Annotated in this window: 15 protein-coding genes, 1 tRNA gene and 2 riboswitches; of the genes, 12 read left to right on the forward strand and 4 right to left on the reverse strand. The window is 43.8% G+C overall.

The annotated features are described in order from the left end of the window. Window positions 1-113 precede the first annotated feature (113 nt). Complete coding sequence (sppA, locus tag CZ434_RS20600) at window positions 114-1,112, forward strand: signal peptide peptidase SppA (RefSeq protein WP_077624838.1); 999 nt, start codon at window positions 114-116, stop codon at window positions 1,110-1,112. Window positions 1,113-1,124: 12 nt separating this feature from the next. Beyond that, window positions 1,125-1,643: an RDD family protein gene (locus tag CZ434_RS20605; protein WP_245831041.1), complete on the forward strand. Its 519-nt coding sequence runs from the start codon at window positions 1,125-1,127 to the stop codon at window positions 1,641-1,643. Window positions 1,644-1,685: 42 nt separating this feature from the next. Here CZ434_RS20605 and clpP read toward each other — a convergent pair whose 3' ends face one another. The 4 genes from clpP to CZ434_RS20630 form a co-directional block, all read right to left on the reverse strand. Then, entirely contained in the window at window positions 1,686-2,273 is a 588-nt protein-coding gene (gene clpP, locus CZ434_RS20610; protein ID WP_077624839.1) for an ATP-dependent Clp endopeptidase proteolytic subunit ClpP, read from the reverse strand. 436 nt (window positions 2,274-2,709) lie between these two features. Continuing rightward, window positions 2,710-2,785 (reverse strand) — tRNA-Arg (locus CZ434_RS20615). An 82-nt stretch (window positions 2,786-2,867) separates the two neighbouring features. Next, window positions 2,868-3,035, reverse strand: coding sequence for an aspartyl-phosphate phosphatase Spo0E family protein (locus tag CZ434_RS20620; protein ID WP_179107332.1), 168 nt, complete (start codon window positions 3,033-3,035; stop codon window positions 2,868-2,870). 699 nt (window positions 3,036-3,734) lie between these two features. Next, complete coding sequence (locus tag CZ434_RS20630) at window positions 3,735-4,559, reverse strand: manganese catalase (protein ID WP_077624842.1); 825 nt, start codon at window positions 4,557-4,559, stop codon at window positions 3,735-3,737. A 248-nt stretch (window positions 4,560-4,807) separates the two neighbouring features. Continuing rightward, a riboswitch (SAM riboswitch) is annotated at window positions 4,808-4,913 on the forward strand. An 87-nt stretch (window positions 4,914-5,000) separates the two neighbouring features. Between CZ434_RS20630 and metX the strand changes: the two genes are divergently transcribed. The 10 genes from metX to eno all read left to right on the forward strand — a co-directional run bounded on the left by metX (window position 5,001) and on the right by eno (window position 17,207). Then, window positions 5,001-6,095 (forward strand): homoserine O-acetyltransferase MetX, encoded by a 1,095-nt coding sequence (gene metX / locus CZ434_RS20635; RefSeq protein ID WP_095742945.1) that lies wholly within the window; start codon window positions 5,001-5,003, stop codon window positions 6,093-6,095. 70 nt (window positions 6,096-6,165) lie between these two features. After that, window positions 6,166-6,274, forward strand: a riboswitch (SAM riboswitch). A gap of 101 nt (window positions 6,275-6,375) precedes the next feature. After that, a complete protein-coding gene (locus tag CZ434_RS20640; RefSeq protein WP_077624844.1) occupies window positions 6,376-8,169 on the forward strand; it encodes a PLP-dependent aspartate aminotransferase family protein in 1,794 nt (597 codons plus the stop codon). Window positions 8,170-8,343: 174 nt separating this feature from the next. After that, entirely contained in the window at window positions 8,344-9,579 is a 1,236-nt protein-coding gene (locus CZ434_RS20645; protein ID WP_179107333.1) for a homoserine dehydrogenase, read from the forward strand. Window positions 9,580-9,715: 136 nt separating this feature from the next. Continuing rightward, window positions 9,716-9,961 (forward strand): glutaredoxin family protein, encoded by a 246-nt coding sequence (locus tag CZ434_RS20650; RefSeq protein WP_342745723.1) that lies wholly within the window; start codon window positions 9,716-9,718, stop codon window positions 9,959-9,961. A gap of 200 nt (window positions 9,962-10,161) precedes the next feature. Next, on the forward strand, window positions 10,162-11,181 hold the full coding sequence (locus CZ434_RS20655; protein WP_077624846.1) for a sugar-binding transcriptional regulator: 1,020 nt from the start codon (window positions 10,162-10,164) through the stop codon (window positions 11,179-11,181). Between the two features lie 43 nt (window positions 11,182-11,224). After that, window positions 11,225-12,232: a type I glyceraldehyde-3-phosphate dehydrogenase gene (gene gap / locus CZ434_RS20660; RefSeq protein WP_077624847.1), complete on the forward strand. Its 1,008-nt coding sequence runs from the start codon at window positions 11,225-11,227 to the stop codon at window positions 12,230-12,232. Between the two features lie 171 nt (window positions 12,233-12,403). Continuing rightward, a complete protein-coding gene (locus tag CZ434_RS20665; RefSeq protein ID WP_077624848.1) occupies window positions 12,404-13,585 on the forward strand; it encodes a phosphoglycerate kinase in 1,182 nt (393 codons plus the stop codon). A 15-nt stretch (window positions 13,586-13,600) separates the two neighbouring features. After that, window positions 13,601-14,359, forward strand: a complete 759-nt coding sequence (gene tpiA / locus CZ434_RS20670) for a triose-phosphate isomerase (protein ID WP_077624849.1) — start codon at window positions 13,601-13,603, stop codon at window positions 14,357-14,359. Then, a complete protein-coding gene (gene gpmI, locus CZ434_RS20675) occupies window positions 14,356-15,894 on the forward strand; it encodes a 2,3-bisphosphoglycerate-independent phosphoglycerate mutase (RefSeq protein ID WP_077624850.1) in 1,539 nt (512 codons plus the stop codon). Before tpiA ends, gpmI begins: the two co-directional genes overlap by 4 nt. 26 nt (window positions 15,895-15,920) lie before the next feature. Then, entirely contained in the window at window positions 15,921-17,207 is a 1,287-nt protein-coding gene (eno, locus tag CZ434_RS20680) for a phosphopyruvate hydratase (RefSeq protein WP_077624851.1), read from the forward strand. Window positions 17,208-17,441: the final 234 nt, after the last annotated feature.

Consider the following 17,441-nt stretch of genomic DNA (forward strand, 5'->3'; position numbering starts at 1 on the left):
TGTGTCTTGAATAACATTTCCAAAATTTTACCGAAAGTATGGAAAATTCATCCCCAATCATGTAACATTTTTTAGGTAAATACAAACTCAGATAGAAAGAAAGGGGAACAAGTATGAATGGACGACGTTGGATTGCCTTGGCGATTGCGGCCGTTTTACTGGTAGTTTCAATTGGCTTTCAATTAGTTACAAGTGTGGCAACAACTAACTTTGAAGACGTGTTCAGCGGAAGTGAAGAGTTATTTGATGAAACGGTCATAGAAGAAGGTTCACCGACCCAGCGAATTGCCGTATTGAGCCTGGAAGGGGTAATTCAGGATACAGGCACCAATTCTTGGATGAATACTTCAGGCTACGACCATCAGAGGTTCTTGAAAATGATTGAAGAAGCCGGAGAAGATAATAGCATCAAAGGTATCGTCCTAAATGTCAATTCTCCCGGCGGGGGTGTAGTGGAAAGTGCTGAAATACACGATAAAATCGTCGAAGTAAAAGAAGAAACAGACAAACCAATCTATGTATCAATGGGCAATACTGCAGCTTCCGGCGGTTATTATGTTTCGGCGCCAGCAGATAAAATCGTGGCGAATCCAGCTACGATCACCGGATCGATCGGTGTAATCATGGAAAGCATCAACTATGCCGAGCTTGCTGATCAATACGGAGTAGATTTCAATACGATAAAAAGTGGCGAATTCAAAGATATCATGTCCGGCTCAAGAGAAATGACTGCAGAAGAGCAGGAAATTTTACAAACCATCGTCGATGATATGTACGCAGACTTTGTCCAAGTAATCGTGGATGGTCGCGGTATGGACGAAAGCAGAGTAAGAGAACTCGGCGATGGCCGGATTTATACAGGTGCACAAGCTCAGGAAAATGGACTGGTGGATGAACTGGGAACACTCGACGATACGATTGCCATGATGGAAGAAGACCAGGATATCGAGAATGCAAGCGTCATTCAGTATCGTTCCAATTTCCAATTCAATCAGTTTTTAGGTGTCACAGCCAAAAACTTCTTAGGGATGGAGCAACATGAGTTGTTTGGTCTTGCTAATTTAATCCGTGAATCTGATAGTCCACGGGCTATGTACTTATATACTCGATAAGGAGGTGCTGATATGACAGACGACAAGGAAATGAATGAGCAAGTCTCCCGAGAGGTTATTAATTCCGAATCGGATATCGACACATCTGCACACTCCACAGTGAGAAAAGATCATCGTTATGCTGGGTTTTGGATGAGATTCTGGGCGTATCTTACAGATGTGATCATCGTTTTCAGTATTAACGGCATTCTCTTAACTCCACTGAAATTTGTCAACGGCGGAGACATAATCGATATTGGATTCTGGACTTTGAATGGCATACTTGGTTCTATTGTCTTCTATGTTTACTTCCTGCTGATGACCAAACGTTTCCATCAGACATTAGGGAAAATGCTGTTTGGCTTAAAAGTTGTCAGAAGTGATCATAAAGCCCTGAAATGGAGTGATTTGTTTTTCCGTGAGGTAGTGGGAAGGTTCATACATAGGGTGCTATTTTTTATGGTATTCCTTTATGCGGTGGTGGGTTTCACCGACGAGAAGAAGGGCATACATGATATGTTCGCAGGAACCCGGGTAATCCATATTGATTAAAAAAAAGGAAGCAGTCGAAAACTGCTTCCTTTTTAATCGTTATTATTCAGGCTTTTTCTCCATTACTTTGTCGATCAAACCATATTCTTTCGCTTTGGCAGCTTCCATAAAGTTATCGCGGTCAGTGTCGCGTTCGATAACTTCAAGTGGCTGGCCGGTACGCTCAGAAAGGATTTTGTTCAACTTGCTGCGCATTTCCAAGATTCGTTTTGCATGAATTTCGATATCTGCAGCCTGTCCTTGAGTTCCACCAAGAGGTTGGTGGATCATTACTTCACTATTCGGCAGTGCATAACGTTTGCCCGGCTCCCCAGAAGCAAGCAAGAATGCTCCCATGGATGCTGCCATACCTATACAGATGGTGGAAACGTTAGGCTTGATGAACTGCATTGTGTCATAGATCGCCATACCGGCTGTAATCGATCCGCCCGGTGAATTGATGTATAAGGAAATATCTTTGTCTGGATCTTCTGCAGCAAGGAATAACAGCTGCGCGACAATAGTGTTTGATACATTATCATCAATGGCGCTCCCCAGCATAATGATGCGATCTTTCAATAGACGGGAATAAATATCGTATGCACGTTCTCCACGGTTAGTCTGTTCAATGACTGTTGGTATTAAATTCATTGGAAACTTCCTCCTTTGTTGGTTCTTATGCCCTTTCATCAAGGGCTAATTTTATCTTATCTAAAAGGTCAATAAAGGTCAAACCATTTGATTATGTACTATCTTTATTACCCTTTTATTCTAATTCCATCGTTCCCTGTTTCCTGATAATTAAACCCTTGGATGTTTTAGTTCGTCATTAGTACTTACGGTTAAGTGAAAAGTTTATCCTTCTCTGTGTTCTTTGACATCTGATAGAATAAATCCTTCTTTTCTTTCCTATTTTCTAAAAGAATTGCAAATCCTCAAAACCGGAAGAAAGAGGATGGCTGCTAAAAGCAAGATAGATTGTTTTTCTGTGTAATTTCCTGCTATTAAAATAACAGAATATCAAAAAGAGGGATACAAAAAAACCTCCTGTATCGAGTAATTCGAGATACAGGAGGTTTTGAAGTAACGCGCTCGGAGGGATTCGAACCCCCGACAGACGTGGTACCGGAAACCACCGCTCTATCCAACTGAGCTACGAGCGCAACTTGAAACGCAATGATTATTATAACCTCTTCTCAGTTGGAATGCAAGGGGTAATTTTGTTCGATTTACATTTTGAATGAGTCATGTGTTTTTTAAATTTACTTTTATCGTATTTAAGTCATTGATCGCTTTGTCAAGTGCCTGTGAGATATGGAGGACCTCTTGGTTGTCTGGATCTTTTTCGTAGGCCTCATACATCTCTTGCCTAATCTTTTCTATCTTTTGTTCTAACAGCCTTAGTTCTTCCATAAACATCCTCCAGTATACTAAAGTACAATTTTCTCTCTTCCCCGTTCTTATGGTTGGAAAACTTTCAATTATGTGTCAAAAATAATACTGTATTTTTAACAGGAATGCTCTTCCTGTTAAACTTTGCTGTTGCACATTATATATAAACTGTGACATAACTAACTTCATTTAACGGGACTTCCTCCCATCTTTTTTGTATTGAGTGGTAATCCAGCGCTGCGGAAAAATACTCGCTTTCCGTGGTGAACGCTTCAGCCAGGGTACTACTTGAGTAGGCTCCTTTGCTCCCTTGGGACTGCGATTACTCGTCCCACCGAAAACCATGCGCCGAGGAATCTTACTACGAAGCGATACTAGATAACGCAGGCGCATCACTGCGGGGTCTTCAGACTGTTCCTTTCCCACAGGACTTTTTAAAAGACCTCCTTGAATATACACCGCACGCAGAAAATTGACCTTTATTTTCAAGGAGTCTCGCATTTTTCCGAAGCTCGGTATAGTTTTCTGAATAGGTGAGAAGTGATCCTGCAATGTGTCGATCAAGGTGCTCCCTACAAAAAATAGAGAAAACTTTTACCGGCGATGTCAGAACCCTAAGACTCTTGTGGAACAGCATTCCCTAATTTCCGAAGTCCAATATTTAATTGAAAACAAAAAAAGGTCCGGGCTGTGGGGCAGCCCGGACCTTTTTTCGGAAATTTACTTGTCTAGTGGAGGTGTGGCATGGACATATGTTGGTGCCGGTTTTAGTTCTTGCTTTCCTCCAAAGCCTTCTGGTGTACTTTCATATTGGAAGTCATGGCCGTCGGGTGCATTGCCAGAAGCCCAGATGCCGCGGGAACTGTCTTCCCCTTCAGAGAAGTTATATAGTTTATGAGAGAAATCCAATGCTTCCCATTCATCTGGTACAGTCGTCGGTACAATATTTCCGCCTTCTTTTTCTTCCAGTTCCTTAAGAGCTGCCATCCACTGGTTTTGGTGCATGGTATCCCTGGCCAGTAGGAAGGAAAGCATGTCTTTGACGCCACGGTCGTCTGTCATTTCATACAATCTTGCTACTTGCAGACGTCCTTGGGATTCCGCATTCAAATTAGCGCGCATGTCTGCCATCAAGTTTCCGCTGGCTACGATGTAACCTGCACTCCATGGGACTCCTGCACTGTTCTCAGGTGTAGCTCCCAATCCGGATACAATCGCATGATGCGGATTCATTCCACCGAGAATAGAACCGATGACAGGGTCCTCTGCCGCTTTTTCTTGTTCATTGATTGGAGCGTTATCCAACAGTCTTGCAATCATGGTGGCAATCATTTCCACGTGTCCGATCTCCTCGGTACCGGTGTCCATGATTAAATCTTTGTATTTTTCATTACCTCGGGTATTCCAGCCTTGGAATAAGTATTGCATGGATACAGAAATTTCACCGAACTGTCCACCTAGAATTTCTTGAAGATGTTTAGCGAACATTGGATCTGGTTTGTCTGGCTTCGCATGGAATTGAAGTTCCTTTTTATGAAAAAACATCTAAGAAAACCACCTTTTCTTTGAGATTTTTTAATTGGAGTCTATAATCTTTTCGAATCAAAATATCCCTGTTCTATACGGGCCCGTAGAACTATCAGGGACTAGTTATGGTTTCCCAGTATTTATGACATTCAAACTATTCCGGGGTTATTTTTGTCAGAAAGCTCAATATTTTTCCAGTTGACAGGGGAAGGTTTACATGCTAGACTTCTTGTTAACAAAATTCGCAATTTAATGAATTGAATATATCCTTATCTAGAGAGGTGGAGGGACTGGCCCGATGAAACCCGGCAACCATCAAGTTTACTTGAAAAGGTGCCAATTCCTGCTAAGCGCAAGCTTGGAAGATAAGACGAAGAGCATACAAATTGCCTCTCTATCTTCTGGAGAGGTTTTTTTATTGGATTTTTTCAACAAGCTAGAAAGATGGTGATCTGTCAGATGAAAACAGAGATTGCAGCTTACAGAGAGACCGGTGAAGTGGAAATCGGGGATTTGACCTTGGAGTCCGGTACTGTCCTTCCGGATGTTAGACTTTCCTATGAACGAGTTGGATCTGCCGATGCACCGGCGATTCTCGTCTGCCATGCATTGACTGGCAGCCAGATTGCTGTCGGAAACGAAGAAAATCCCGGTTATTGGTCAGGGTTAATCGCATCAGGAGGATATATCGATACAACTAAATACCAAGTTATTTCTTTCAATGTATTGGGAGGGTGCAATGGCTCGACAGGACCAAAAAGCACCAATCCTTCAACTGGAGAGGAATACCAGTCCAAATTTCCGTTCATTACTGTAAGGGATATGGTGAAAGCCCAGTACCAGGCACTGGAGAAATTCGGTATCGATCATTTAGATACGGTTATCGGTGGATCCCTTGGTGGGATGCAAGTATTGGAGTGGGGAGTCATGTATCCGGATCGAATGGACCGCCTTGTACCTATTGCGGTGACACCTTACTTGACGGATTACGCAATTGCTTTCAACAACATTGCCCGGCTTGCAATTCTGCGGGACCCTAATTGGAACAATGGCCACTATTCAAGTGATTCCATTCCGGAGAACGGACTCAGTCTGGCCAGGATGGTCGGCATGATCACCTACCGTTCAGGTGATTTGTTCAATGAACGCTTTTCCAGAAAACAACGGGCGCCCGCTGGCAGTTTCCATGATGAAATTGCTTATGAAGTGGAATCATACCTGGATTATCAAGGGAAAAAGTTGACGAAAAGATTCGATGCGAACAGTTACCTCTATCTATTGAAAGCGATGGATACACATGACATCGGCCGGGAAAGAAATGGCTGGAAGGAAGCGGCCCGGTTGATCAAAGCACCTGTTACGGCAATCGGCTATAGCGGGGACTTGCTTTTCCCGCCTTCTTCTTTGAATGATTTTGTTACGGAATTGCAGAAGGAAGGAAAACAAGCGAGTTATCATCAAATAGATACGAGCTTCGGTCATGATGGATTTTTGGTCGAGTTTGAAAAATGGGCGCATATCGTCCAAGACAGTGTCACTTCTATTGGAAAATAAAAAATGTTTTGACAAATAGGGTGTAAATTAGTAAAGTATTAATTATCGAATCACGAATTGAATAACAAATCTCTTATCCAGAGAGGCGGAGGGACTGGCCCTAAGATGCCCGGCAACCATTGAGCAGGATCGCTCAAAAAGGTGCTAATTCCTGCAGGAGAAATCCTGGCAGATAAGAGGAGGAATTTTTAATAAAAACCCTCTTCTTAGGAAGAGGGTTTTTTTATTGGGTGCCGGTTCCCTTAGTTAAATTGTGCAAATGCCAAGGAGGAATATAGAAATGACTAACAATACCAATACTTACGACTTAGAGACGCTATCACTTCATGGTGGTCAATCACCTGATCCGACTACTGGTTCCAGAGCGGTACCCATTTATCAGACCACTTCTTATGTTTTTCACGATACGGAACATGCCGAGCGTTTATTCGCTTTGGATGAACCAGGCAATATATATTCGCGTCTCGGCAACCCGACTGTAGATGTGTTCGAAAAAAGGCTGGCACTTCTGGAAGAGGGGGTAGCTGCGGTTGCTACATCATCCGGTATGGCCGCTATCACTCTGTCAATCTTGAATCTTGCTGGAGCTGGTGACGAAATTGTCGCTGCTACCAATTTATACGGTGGTACATATAATTTGTTCTCGACGACCTTGCCACGCTATGGAATTACAGTGAAATTCGTCGATCCGACAGAACCGGAGAATTTCAGAGCGGCGATTACAGATAAAACAAAAGCTGTTTACGGAGAAATCATCGGTAACCCGAGCCTGCACGTTCTGGACGTCGAAGCTGTGGCCGGCATAGCGCATGAAGCGGGTGTGCCATTGATTATTGATAACACATTTGCGACGCCTCACTTGTGCAAACCGATTACTCTAGGGGCGGATATCGTTGTTCATTCTGCAACGAAGTGGATCGGTGGACACGGCACGTCGATTGGAGGGGTGATTGTCGATGGCGGGCGTTTTAACTGGAATTCGGAAAAATACCCGCAATTCACTGAGCCTGATCCAAGTTATAACGGCATCCGTTATGCGATAGATTTCGGAACATTGGCTTTCAGCACGAAAGTCCGCGTCCAATTGCTTCGGGACTTTGGAGCCAGTTTAAGCCCGTTTAATGCATTTATGCTGCTGCAAGGGCTTGAAACCTTGCATTTGCGTGTGGAAAGACATAACGAAAATGCCTTGAAGCTAGCTGAATACCTTCAAGATCACCCGGCAGTAGAATGGGTTTCCTATCCTGGGCTTGAAAACCACCCTTCCCACGACTTGGGGGGCAAGGTCTTGAACAACGGTTATGGTTCGATCGTGAATTTCGGTATTAAAGGCGGGAAAGAAGCAGGACGTACACTGATCAACAATGTGGCGTTATGGTCCCATCTGGCAAATGTAGGGGATGCCAAATCATTGATTATTCACCCTGCGTCCACCACCCACCAACAGCTTTCAGTCGAGGAATTGGCGGCAACTGGTGTGAAAGAGGAACTTGTACGTCTTTCCGTAGGTATTGAATCTGTCAGGGATCTCATCAATGACCTGAATACTGCCTTGGCCAAAGCGACAGGAGAAGGCAACGAACACGACAACGAGATTGTTATTAACGACGAAGGGGTTATCCGCTGGGCACTTCAGTCTCCAAATGAAAAAATAGAACAAGATGGCCGGGAAACAACGAGACAAAAAACACTGGCGATTGTCGGATTAAGCGGGAAAGAAGCAAGACCGAGCCATAGGTTGGCAAGAAAAATGCAGCGCCTTGGTTATAAAATAATTCCTGTGAACCCAAGAGAAACGGAAATACTCGGTGAAAAAGCCTATCCTGATCTAAAGAGTATCCCGGAACAAATCGATATCGTCCAGGTATTCAGAAGTCCGGAAGCGGCAATCGGGATTGCCAGAGAAGCAGCCGAAGTAAGACCGAAAATTTTCTGGCTCCAAGAAGGGGTTGTTTCAGAGGAAGCAGCTGCTATTGCGAGAGAAGCAGGGCTGCAAGTTGTCCATAACCGATGCACGTATAAAGAGGCGCAAAGATTGCGCGGGACGATTTCCACATACGCTTGTGAAATCTAAATCACCATAAATTTTTGAATAGCGAACAATTATCAGCGACACCTGTAAGAAGGTGTTTAATATACGACTTGTTTGAAGACAAGGCCGGCCGCTACAGACTCAATCAGCAGTCCGTTGTGGCTGGTCTTACATATGGAAGGAAAAAACGAGACAACAAGAGTCGGGAGGGGAAACATGAGACCAATCAGAGTAGCGCTGCTCGGTTTCGGCACAGTGGGCAGCAGTGTATATGAAATCATTCAATCCCATCAACAGAAACTGAAACAATTGACAGGTAGGAATATAGAGGTGGCCGGCATTTTAGTCAAAGATGAGCAAAAGCGGCGTGACGTAGCTGATCAAGTGGTTATAACGTCTGATTACCAGCAAATTTTGAATATTCCCGATCTGGATGTGATTATCGAAGCTATTGTCGGAGTTGAACCGGGTTATACATGCCTGACCGAGGCGATAGAAAAGGGTTTGCATGTAATTACTGCAAATAAAGAAATGCTTGCCCATAAAGGTAATGAACTTAGAGATGCAGCAAGAAGACACAATGTATCGCTAAAGTGCGAAGCAAGCGTCGGTGGAGGGATACCGCTGATCGGCACCCTTACTCAGCTGCTTCAGGTCAACACGATGACAAAAATCGAAGCGATTCTGAATGGTACATCTAATTATATCCTGACAGACATATTGACTAACCAAACCGGTTTTGAGCAGTCGCTCAAAGCGGCCCAGGAACTGGGGTATGCAGAAGCAGATCCCGCCAATGACGTGGACGGTTACGATGCATTTTATAAACTGATGGTATTGAGTGATTTGCTTTTTAAAAAACAGCCTGCTTGGAACCAAGTCGCTGTCAAGGGGATTAGAGAAACAGGTTTGAAAGAAATACTTGCCGCGGACCAGGCAGGATTGAAAATAAAGCATCTTGCTTTATTGGAGACATCGGATGGGGGCGCATGGACTTCGGTTGAACCAGTGGCACTCACGGATTCCCACCCTTTATATTCCGTTGACGGGGTGGATAATGCTGTCAACTTAAACGGAGATCTGGTCGGGGAAGTGAAACTGCAAGGTCCTGGAGCTGGGGCATACCCAACTGCCAGTGCTATTTTAGAAGATTTAATACAAATTTATCAGCACAAGGAAGATAATATTCAGAACGATGCAGTAGAGTTCAAGTCTCGAGACAAGCAAAGAGCAGAGCAATGGTTTGTCCTGTCGCAGCAGTCTTCCCTTGCAGGAAAAAACGTATCAAGCAATTGGAAATTCGAAGGAGACATCGATGGGTGGTACGGCTATCAACTGTCGGCTACAGAGGAACAGATAGAAGTGTTAAAGGAAACATATCCTGAAACAAAAGCATATCGGCTGGCAGGTCTTCCAACTCAAAGTGCAACACCAGCCCTCGTCTCCATTTGATAGGCTGCCGGCCAATGCCGGCGGCTTTTCTTTTTTTGTGGAAATCGGCAATTCTGATCTTATTTCTTTTGCATACCTCAAAAGTATGGGAAAATAAGATGTACTTTCCTTAGAGAAGTTGGGAGGTTTTATCACAATGGTGCTTGTCACTTTATATACTAAAGAAAACTGTCCTTTATGCGACGAGGCTAAAGAGTTGTTGCAGGCATTGAGGATGGAAGAGGACTTTGAGCTGGAAGAAGTCGATATCTATCAAGACGATCAGCTCCTGGAGGAATATCAGTTGATGATTCCGGTAGTCGCTGTGGAAGGCCAGGATGTCGACTATGGTCAGATTAATCTCAGCCTGGTGGAGGAAAAGATAAAAAGTAAGAGGAAATAGTTGTGGGAAAGAAATGCTTCTGATACAATTACTTGTGTTAGAGGAATTTTTTTGGAATAACTGGGACACAATACGTCTACCTGGGACATTTTTTACCCAGGATAATCTTTCCTTCTCTTTCCTGCTATACATATTTTACATCACCCTGGAAATTGGCCGAGATTTTGGCTTGTCAAAGCATGGCAAAAAGGAGTAATTGTATGAGAGCGCTCATAGATCTACAAAAAAAATTATTCCCGGATCTATTGGATGTGATGCAGAGAAGGTATAAAATCCTTCATTTTATCCAATTAATGGAACCGATTGGCCGGAGAAGCCTTGCCGATAATCTCGAAATGGCTGAAAGGGTGGTCAGGAGTGAAATAGACTTTCTGAATCAACATGGCATGCTGGGGATTACTTCGAAAGGTATGCATGTGACTCCGGAAGGGAAAAGTGTATTGCATCAGCTGGGAGAATTTATGAAGGAAGTTTCCGGGTTTAGTGTTTTAGAACAAACCTTAAAGGATAAATTAAATTTAGACCATGTTGTAGTTGTTCCAGGTAATAGTGACGAGCTTGACTGGGTAAAACAAGAGATGGGTAAAGCTGTGATAGGGTATTTGCGTACGATCCTGAAAGATGGACAAACAATTGCTGTCACCGGTGGAACGTCGATGACGGCGGTAGCGGATATGATGTCTCCGATAGAGAACGCAAAGAATTGCATGTTTGTCCCGGCACGGGGCGGACTTGGAGAGCGTGTGGAGAATCAGGCCAATACCATTTGTGCAGAGATGGCCAGGAAAGCAAACGGAGAATACCGGTTGCTGTATGTGCCGGACCCGCTCAGCGAGGAATCCTATCAGTCAATCATTGGCGAGCCTTCTGTCAAAGAAATCATGCATTTGATCAAAGAAGCAAATGTGGTCATTCATGGCATAGGCGAAGCATTGACGATGGCAAAAAGAAGAAAGGCTTCCCAAAAGGTGATTGAGAAAATCAACAAGGGAAAAGCTGTCAGTGAAGCATTTGGTTATTATTTCAATAGAACAGGGGAGGTTATCCACAAAGTCAGAACCGTGGGGCTTCAACTGGAAGATTTGTCTAATACCGATTGTGTCATCGCAGTGGCAGGCGGCCAGTCAAAGGCACAAGCAATCACTTCTTATTTCCAGCAAGGAAAAAGCAATGTCCTGATAACTGATGAAGGGGCAGCAAAACAGTTAATAAGGGAATAATCAATCCCTTTATATATAAATGAAAATCAAGGAGGAATTCTAGATGACAGTAAAAGTTGGTATTAATGGTTTTGGACGTATCGGCCGTAATGTATTCCGTCAAGCATTGAAAAATGATGAAGTTGAGGTAGTAGCAGTTAACGATTTAACTGATGCGAATATGCTTGCCCACTTGTTGAAATATGACTCTGTTCATGGAATCTTGGAAGAAGAAGTATCTGTAAACGGTGAAAACCTTGTTGTTGCAGGTAAAGAAATCCAAGTATTGTCTGAACGCGACCCTGCTAATCTTGGTTGGGGAGATCTTGGCGTAGAAGTAGTAATCGAGTCTACTGGACGTTTCACAAACCGTGACGATGCTGCGAAACATTTGGATGCAGGTGCGAAAAAAGTAGTTATCTCTGCACCGGCTAAAAACGAAGACTTAACATTGGTAATGGGTGTTAACGAAGATAAGTATGATGCTGGAAGCCACCATGTCATTTCCAACGCATCTTGTACAACAAACTCTCTAGCACCAGCTGCTAAAGTATTAAACGAAAAATTCGGTATCAAGCGCGGTCTTATGACTACTGTTCACTCTTACACTAACGACCAGCAAATTCTTGACTTACCGCATAAAGACTACCGTCGTGCGCGTGCGGCTGCTCAAAATATCATTCCTACAACTACTGGTGCTGCAAAAGCAGTTTCCCTAGTATTGCCTGAATTGGAAGGCAAATTGAATGGTATGGCTATGCGTGTCCCAACTCCAGACGGATCTATCGTTGACTTGGTAGTAGAATTGGACAAAAACGTAACAGCTGAAGAAGTTAATGGCGCTCTTAAAGAAGCTGCTGAAGGCGACTTGAAAGGTGTACTTCAATACAGCGAGCTTCCATTGGTTTCTACAGATATCGTAGGAAACACTCATTCTTCAATCGTAGATGGTCTTTCTACTATGGTGCTTGAAGACAACATGGTGAAAGTAATCACTTGGTATGACAATGAAATGGGCTACTCTACTCGTTGTGTAGACTTGGCTGTATTCCTTAAAAACCAAGGACTTTAATAGAAATAGGCCCGAACCAGGCTGTTAAATGAATATGGTAATCTGATAAGCAGGGAGGGGGAATTGTCCTCCTTCCTCTTTTCACTTTAATCTGTATTTTCCTGTTACAGGTGCCATACATACGGGAAAACTAATGAAGGAACTTTATTACAGGTAAGGAGGCTGACACAAATGAACAAAAAAACGATTAAAGACATCGATGTGAAAGGGAAAAAGGTCTTTTGCAGAGTCGACTTTAACGTGCCGATGAGTGACGGCGAAGTCACTGACGACACTAGGATCAAAGCGGCACTTCCGACTATCAAGCACCTTGTCGAGCAAGGAGGACGAGTCATTCTTGCGAGCCATTTGGGACGTCCGAAAGGTGAAGTGGTCGAAGAGTTGCGTCTAGATGCTGTAGCAAAACGTTTAAGCGATTTGCTTGGCCAAACAGTCATCAAAACAGATCAAGTATACGGGGAAGAAGTTAACGAAGCATTGTCTCAATTAACAGACGGGGATGTATTGCTTATTGAAAACGTGCGTTTCAACCCTGGTGAAGAGAAAAATGATCCTGAATTGGCGAAAGAATTTGCCAACATGGCTGATGTCTATGTCAATGATGCATTCGGAGCAGCTCACCGTGCCCATGCTTCAACAGCCGGAATTGCCGAGCACTTGCCTTCTGCAGCCGGATTCTTGATGCAAAAAGAATTAGATGTCCTTGGCAAAGCATTATCTGATCCAGAGCGTCCATTTACCGCAATCATCGGCGGCGCAAAGGTCAAAGATAAAATCGGTGTAATCGATCATCTTCTTGATAAAGTAGACAACCTGATCATCGGCGGCGGACTTGCTTATACATTCATCAAGGCAAGAGGATTCGAAATCGGCCAATCTCTATTGGAAGAAGATAAAATCGATCTTGCCAAAGAATTCATGCAAAAAGCGAAAGACAATGGCGTCAATATGATCATGCCTGAAGATATCATTGTCGGTGATGATTTTTCCAATGATGCCAATACGCAAGAGGTTGATATCGAAAACATCCCTTCTGATTGGGAAGGTATGGATATCGGACCGAAGACCCGCGAGAAATACAGCCAGATCATCGCTGATTCCAAGTTGATCATCTGGAACGGACCAATGGGAGTATTCGAGTTGGATACTTTTGCAAATGGTACTAAGGCGGTAGCTGAAGCGATGGCTAACACGAATGGTTATTCCGTAATAGGTGGCGGCGACTCCGCAGCGGCTGTCGAAAAGTTCGGTTATGCTGATCAAATGGACCACGTATCCACTGGCGGCGGTGCATCACTTGAATTCATGGAAGGAAAAGTACTTCCAGGCGTCGATGCATTAAGCGACAAATAAAGGAGAGGTGAGAACATGCGTAAAAAAGTAATTGCAGGTAACTGGAAAATGAACAAAGTCCTCTCAGAAGCTACACAATTTGTAGAGGATACAAAAAATAACGTACCAAGCAGTGAACAAGTAGAATCTGTTGTTTGTGCACCATACCCATTCCTTCATGCTTTGGTGGAAAAAGCACAAGGTACTGATTTGAAAGTTGCTGCACAAAATATGCATTTTGAAGAGAACGGGGCGTTCACTGGTGAAGTCAGCCCGGTAATGCTGAAAGATTTAGGCGTTACTTATGTCGTTCTCGGTCATTCTGAACGAAGAGAATTGTTCGCTGAGACAGACGAAACGGTCAACAAAAAAGTCCACGCGGCTTTCAACCATGACCTTACACCTATCGTGTGTGTTGGTGAGACGTTGGAACAGCGCGAAAACAATGAAACAATGAGCCATGTTGAAGACCAAGTGAAGAAAGCATTGGAAGGCTTAAGTGATGATCAAGTAAAAGCTACTATCATTGCTTATGAGCCAATCTGGGCAATCGGAACAGGCAAAACAGCGACTTCAGAGCAAGCGAATGAAGTATGTACGCACATTCGGAATGTTGTTAAAGAAACTGTTTCTACAGATGCAGGCGAAGCTGTCCGCATTCAATACGGCGGAAGTGTAAAACCGGCCAATGTGGATGAGCTGTTAGCTCAATCAGACATTGATGGCGCATTGGTAGGCGGAGCAAGCTTGGAAGCAGACTCTTTCTTGAAACTGGCGGAGGCTGGTGCAAAATGAGTCAAGACAAGTTAGCAGCTCTTATCATCCTGGATGGCTATGCCAACCGGGAAGAGGAATTCGGAAATGCCGTTAAACAAGCGAATACACCGAACTTTGACCGTTATTTCAATAAATATCCGCATTCACAGTTGACTGCCTCAGGCGAAGCCGTCGGTCTTCCGGAAGGCCAGATGGGCAACTCCGAGGTTGGGCACTTGAATATCGGTGCCGGACGGATTGTGTATCAAAGCTTGACAAGAGTGAACATGTCGATCCGCGAGGGCGACTTTTTCGAAAACAAAGCATTACTAAATGCTGTCAACCATGCAAAAGAGAACAATAAAGCATTGCACGTATTCGGTTTGTTGTCAGATGGCGGTGTGCACAGCCATATTGAACATCTTTTTGCTTTATTGAAACTTGCTTCCACAAAAGGGTTGGAACAGGTTTATGTCCACGGTATTCTGGATGGCAGGGATGTTGGCCAAAGATCTGCCGAAAAGTATATCAGACAAACAGAAGAAATCATGGAAGAATACGGTGTGGGTGAGTTCGCGACGATCTCAGGCCGTTACTATTCCATGGACAGAGACAAGCGCTGGGATCGCGTCAAAAAATCATACGATGCGATGGTATATGGAGAAGGACCGAAATATAAGAGTCCATTTGAAGTCGTCAAAGATTCCTACGAAAATGAAATTTATGACGAATTCGTCCTCCCGTCAGTAATTGTCGATGGGAATGGAAATGCTAAAGGGACGATTGATGACGAAGATGCTGTCATCTTTTATAACTTCCGTCCTGATCGCGCCATTCAAATTTCCCGTACGTTTGCAAATGAAGATTTCCGTGATTTCGAGCGCGGGGATAAAGTTCCGAAGAACCTGTATTTTGTCGGGTTAACTCAGTTCAGCGAAACAGTCGACGGTTTTGTTGCATATGAGCCGGTGAACTTGGACAACACAGTGGGAGAGGTACTCTCTCAAAACGGATTGAACCAGCTCCGTATTGCGGAAACGGAAAAGTATCCACATGTCACGTTCTTCATGAGCGGCGGCCGTGAGAAAGAATTCCCTGGTGAAAAGAGGATCCTGATCGATTCTCCGAAAGTAGCCACATATGATTTGAAACCGGAGATGAGCGCATACGAAGTGACGGATGCCTTATTGAAAGAGTTGGATGAAGGCAATCAGAATGCAATCATCCTGAACTTTGCCAATCCGGATATGGTTGGTCATTCCGGAATGTTGGAACCTACAATCAAAGCAATCGAAGCCGTTGATGAATGCCTTGGAAAAGTAGTCGATAAGATTATCGAAAAAGGCGGCCATGCCATTATTACAGCGGACCATGGCAACTCTGACGAAGTGTTGACAGAGGAAGGCAAACCAATGACCGCCCATACGACCAACCCGGTTCCGGTAATAGTCACCAAAGAAGGCATCGAATTGAGAGATGGCGGTATCCTTGGTGATTTATCACCGACATTGCTTGAACTTCTTGAGTTGGAGCAACCGAAAGAAATGACTGGAAGATCTTTAATTAAAAAATAAAAACAGGTATAAAGGAGAGAATTTTCATGCCATATATTACAGACGTTTATGCTCGTGAGGTACTTGATTCCCGCGGCAACCCTACAGTAGAGGTTGAAGTGTTTACAGAAGCAGGAGCATTCGGTTCTGCATTAGTACCAAGTGGAGCTTCCACTGGGGAACACGAAGCAGTAGAACTTCGTGACGGTGACAAAGAACGCTATCTAGGAAAAGGTGTTCTAAAAGCAGTTGAGAACGTGAACGAAATCATTGCTCCAGAACTTCTAGGTCTTGATGTAACACGTCAAGTTATCATCGATGAATTGCTTTTAGAATTAGATGGAACAGAAAACAAAGGTAAATTGGGAGCTAACGCTATTCTTGGTGTTTCCATGGCTGTTGCCCACGCTGCTGCAGATTACCTTGGTGTACCATTGTACAAATACCTTGGTGGATTCAATGCCAAAACATTGCCAACTCCAATGATGAACATCCTTAACGGTGGAGAGCACGCTGACAACAACGTGGATATTCAAGAATTCATGATCATGCCTGTAGGCGCTCCTACTTTCCGTGAAGCACTTCGTATGGGAGCTGAAATTTTCCATGCCCTTAAAGGTGTGCTTAAATCAAAAGGTTACAACACTGGTGTCGGTGACGAGGGTGGCTTCGCTCCAAACTTGAAGTCCAATGAAGAAGCCCTTCAAACAATCATCGAAGCAATCGAAAAAGCCGGCTACAAGCCTGATGAAGAAGTTAAGCTTGCGATGGACGTAGCATCTTCCGAATTCTATGAAGATGGAAAATACAACCTTAAAGGCGAAGGCGTTGTGCGTACTTCAGCTGAAATGGTTGACTGGTTTGAAGAAATGTGCAACAAATACCCAATCATCTCTATCGAAGATGGTCTTGATGAAAACGACTGGGAAGGCCACAAACAGCTTACTGAACGCTTAGGCGGTAGAGTACAGCTTGTCGGCGATGACTTGTTCGTTACAAACACAAAACGTTTGAAGCAAGGTATTGAACAAGGTGTCGGTAACTCCATCCTTGTCAAAGTGAACCAAATCGGTACACTTACAGAAACATTCGAAGCGATCGAAATGGCTAAACGCGCTGGATATACAGCTGTTATTTCTCACCGTTCTGGTGAAACAGAGGATGCAACTATTGCTGATATTGCTGTTGCAACAAATGCAGGGCAAATCAAAACAGGTGCTCCATCCCGTACTGACCGTGTAGCTAAGTACAACCAGCTTCTCCGCATTGAAGATGAATTAGTAGGCACTGGCGTTTACGGCGGTCTTACTTCTTTCTATAACTTAAATAAATAAGGTTATGATTATTTTAAAGGCGCCCCCATCAGGAGGCGCCTTTTTGTGGTATAAAAAGTGATTTGAACGTAACTTCTTGTACCTGTATGCGTGATTGATATTTTCCCTTTTTATAGAAAATGGTGTAATCAGGGCTCGCCTCCATTAAAGGAAAAACCGGTTCGGCACCTTAGAGCGCTATTGGCCAATAACTACTTCGTGATATCGATATTCTGTATTACTTACTACTGAATA

Origin of the sequence: Sediminibacillus massiliensis, assembly GCF_900156915.1 — a bacterium.
GTDB classification, from domain to species: domain Bacteria; phylum Bacillota; class Bacilli; order Bacillales; family Amphibacillaceae; genus Sediminibacillus_A; species Sediminibacillus_A massiliensis.

Excerpts from the sequence above, each read along its gene's own strand:
- sppA (WP_077624838.1), top strand. The coding sequence starts at position 114 with ATGAATGGACGACGTTGGATTGCCTTGGCGATTGCGGCCGTTTTACTG.
- CZ434_RS20605 (WP_245831041.1), top strand. The coding sequence starts at position 1,125 with ATGACAGACGACAAGGAAATGAATGAGCAAGTCTCCCGAGAGGTTATT.
- clpP (WP_077624839.1), bottom strand. The coding sequence starts at position 2,273 with ATGAATTTAATACCAACAGTCATTGAACAGACTAACCGTGGAGAACGT.
- CZ434_RS20620 (WP_179107332.1), bottom strand. The coding sequence starts at position 3,035 with ATGGAAGAACTAAGGCTGTTAGAACAAAAGATAGAAAAGATTAGGCAA.
- CZ434_RS20630 (WP_077624842.1), bottom strand. The coding sequence starts at position 4,559 with ATGTTTTTTCATAAAAAGGAACTTCAATTCCATGCGAAGCCAGACAAA.
- metX (WP_095742945.1), top strand. The coding sequence starts at position 5,001 with ATGAAAACAGAGATTGCAGCTTACAGAGAGACCGGTGAAGTGGAAATC.
- CZ434_RS20640 (WP_077624844.1), top strand. The coding sequence starts at position 6,376 with ATGACTAACAATACCAATACTTACGACTTAGAGACGCTATCACTTCAT.
- CZ434_RS20645 (WP_179107333.1), top strand. The coding sequence starts at position 8,344 with ATGAGACCAATCAGAGTAGCGCTGCTCGGTTTCGGCACAGTGGGCAGC.
- CZ434_RS20650 (WP_342745723.1), top strand. The coding sequence starts at position 9,716 with ATGGTGCTTGTCACTTTATATACTAAAGAAAACTGTCCTTTATGCGAC.
- CZ434_RS20655 (WP_077624846.1), top strand. The coding sequence starts at position 10,162 with ATGAGAGCGCTCATAGATCTACAAAAAAAATTATTCCCGGATCTATTG.
- gap (WP_077624847.1), top strand. The coding sequence starts at position 11,225 with ATGACAGTAAAAGTTGGTATTAATGGTTTTGGACGTATCGGCCGTAAT.
- CZ434_RS20665 (WP_077624848.1), top strand. The coding sequence starts at position 12,404 with ATGAACAAAAAAACGATTAAAGACATCGATGTGAAAGGGAAAAAGGTC.
- tpiA (WP_077624849.1), top strand. The coding sequence starts at position 13,601 with ATGCGTAAAAAAGTAATTGCAGGTAACTGGAAAATGAACAAAGTCCTC.
- gpmI (WP_077624850.1), top strand. The coding sequence starts at position 14,356 with ATGAGTCAAGACAAGTTAGCAGCTCTTATCATCCTGGATGGCTATGCC.
- eno (WP_077624851.1), top strand. The coding sequence starts at position 15,921 with ATGCCATATATTACAGACGTTTATGCTCGTGAGGTACTTGATTCCCGC.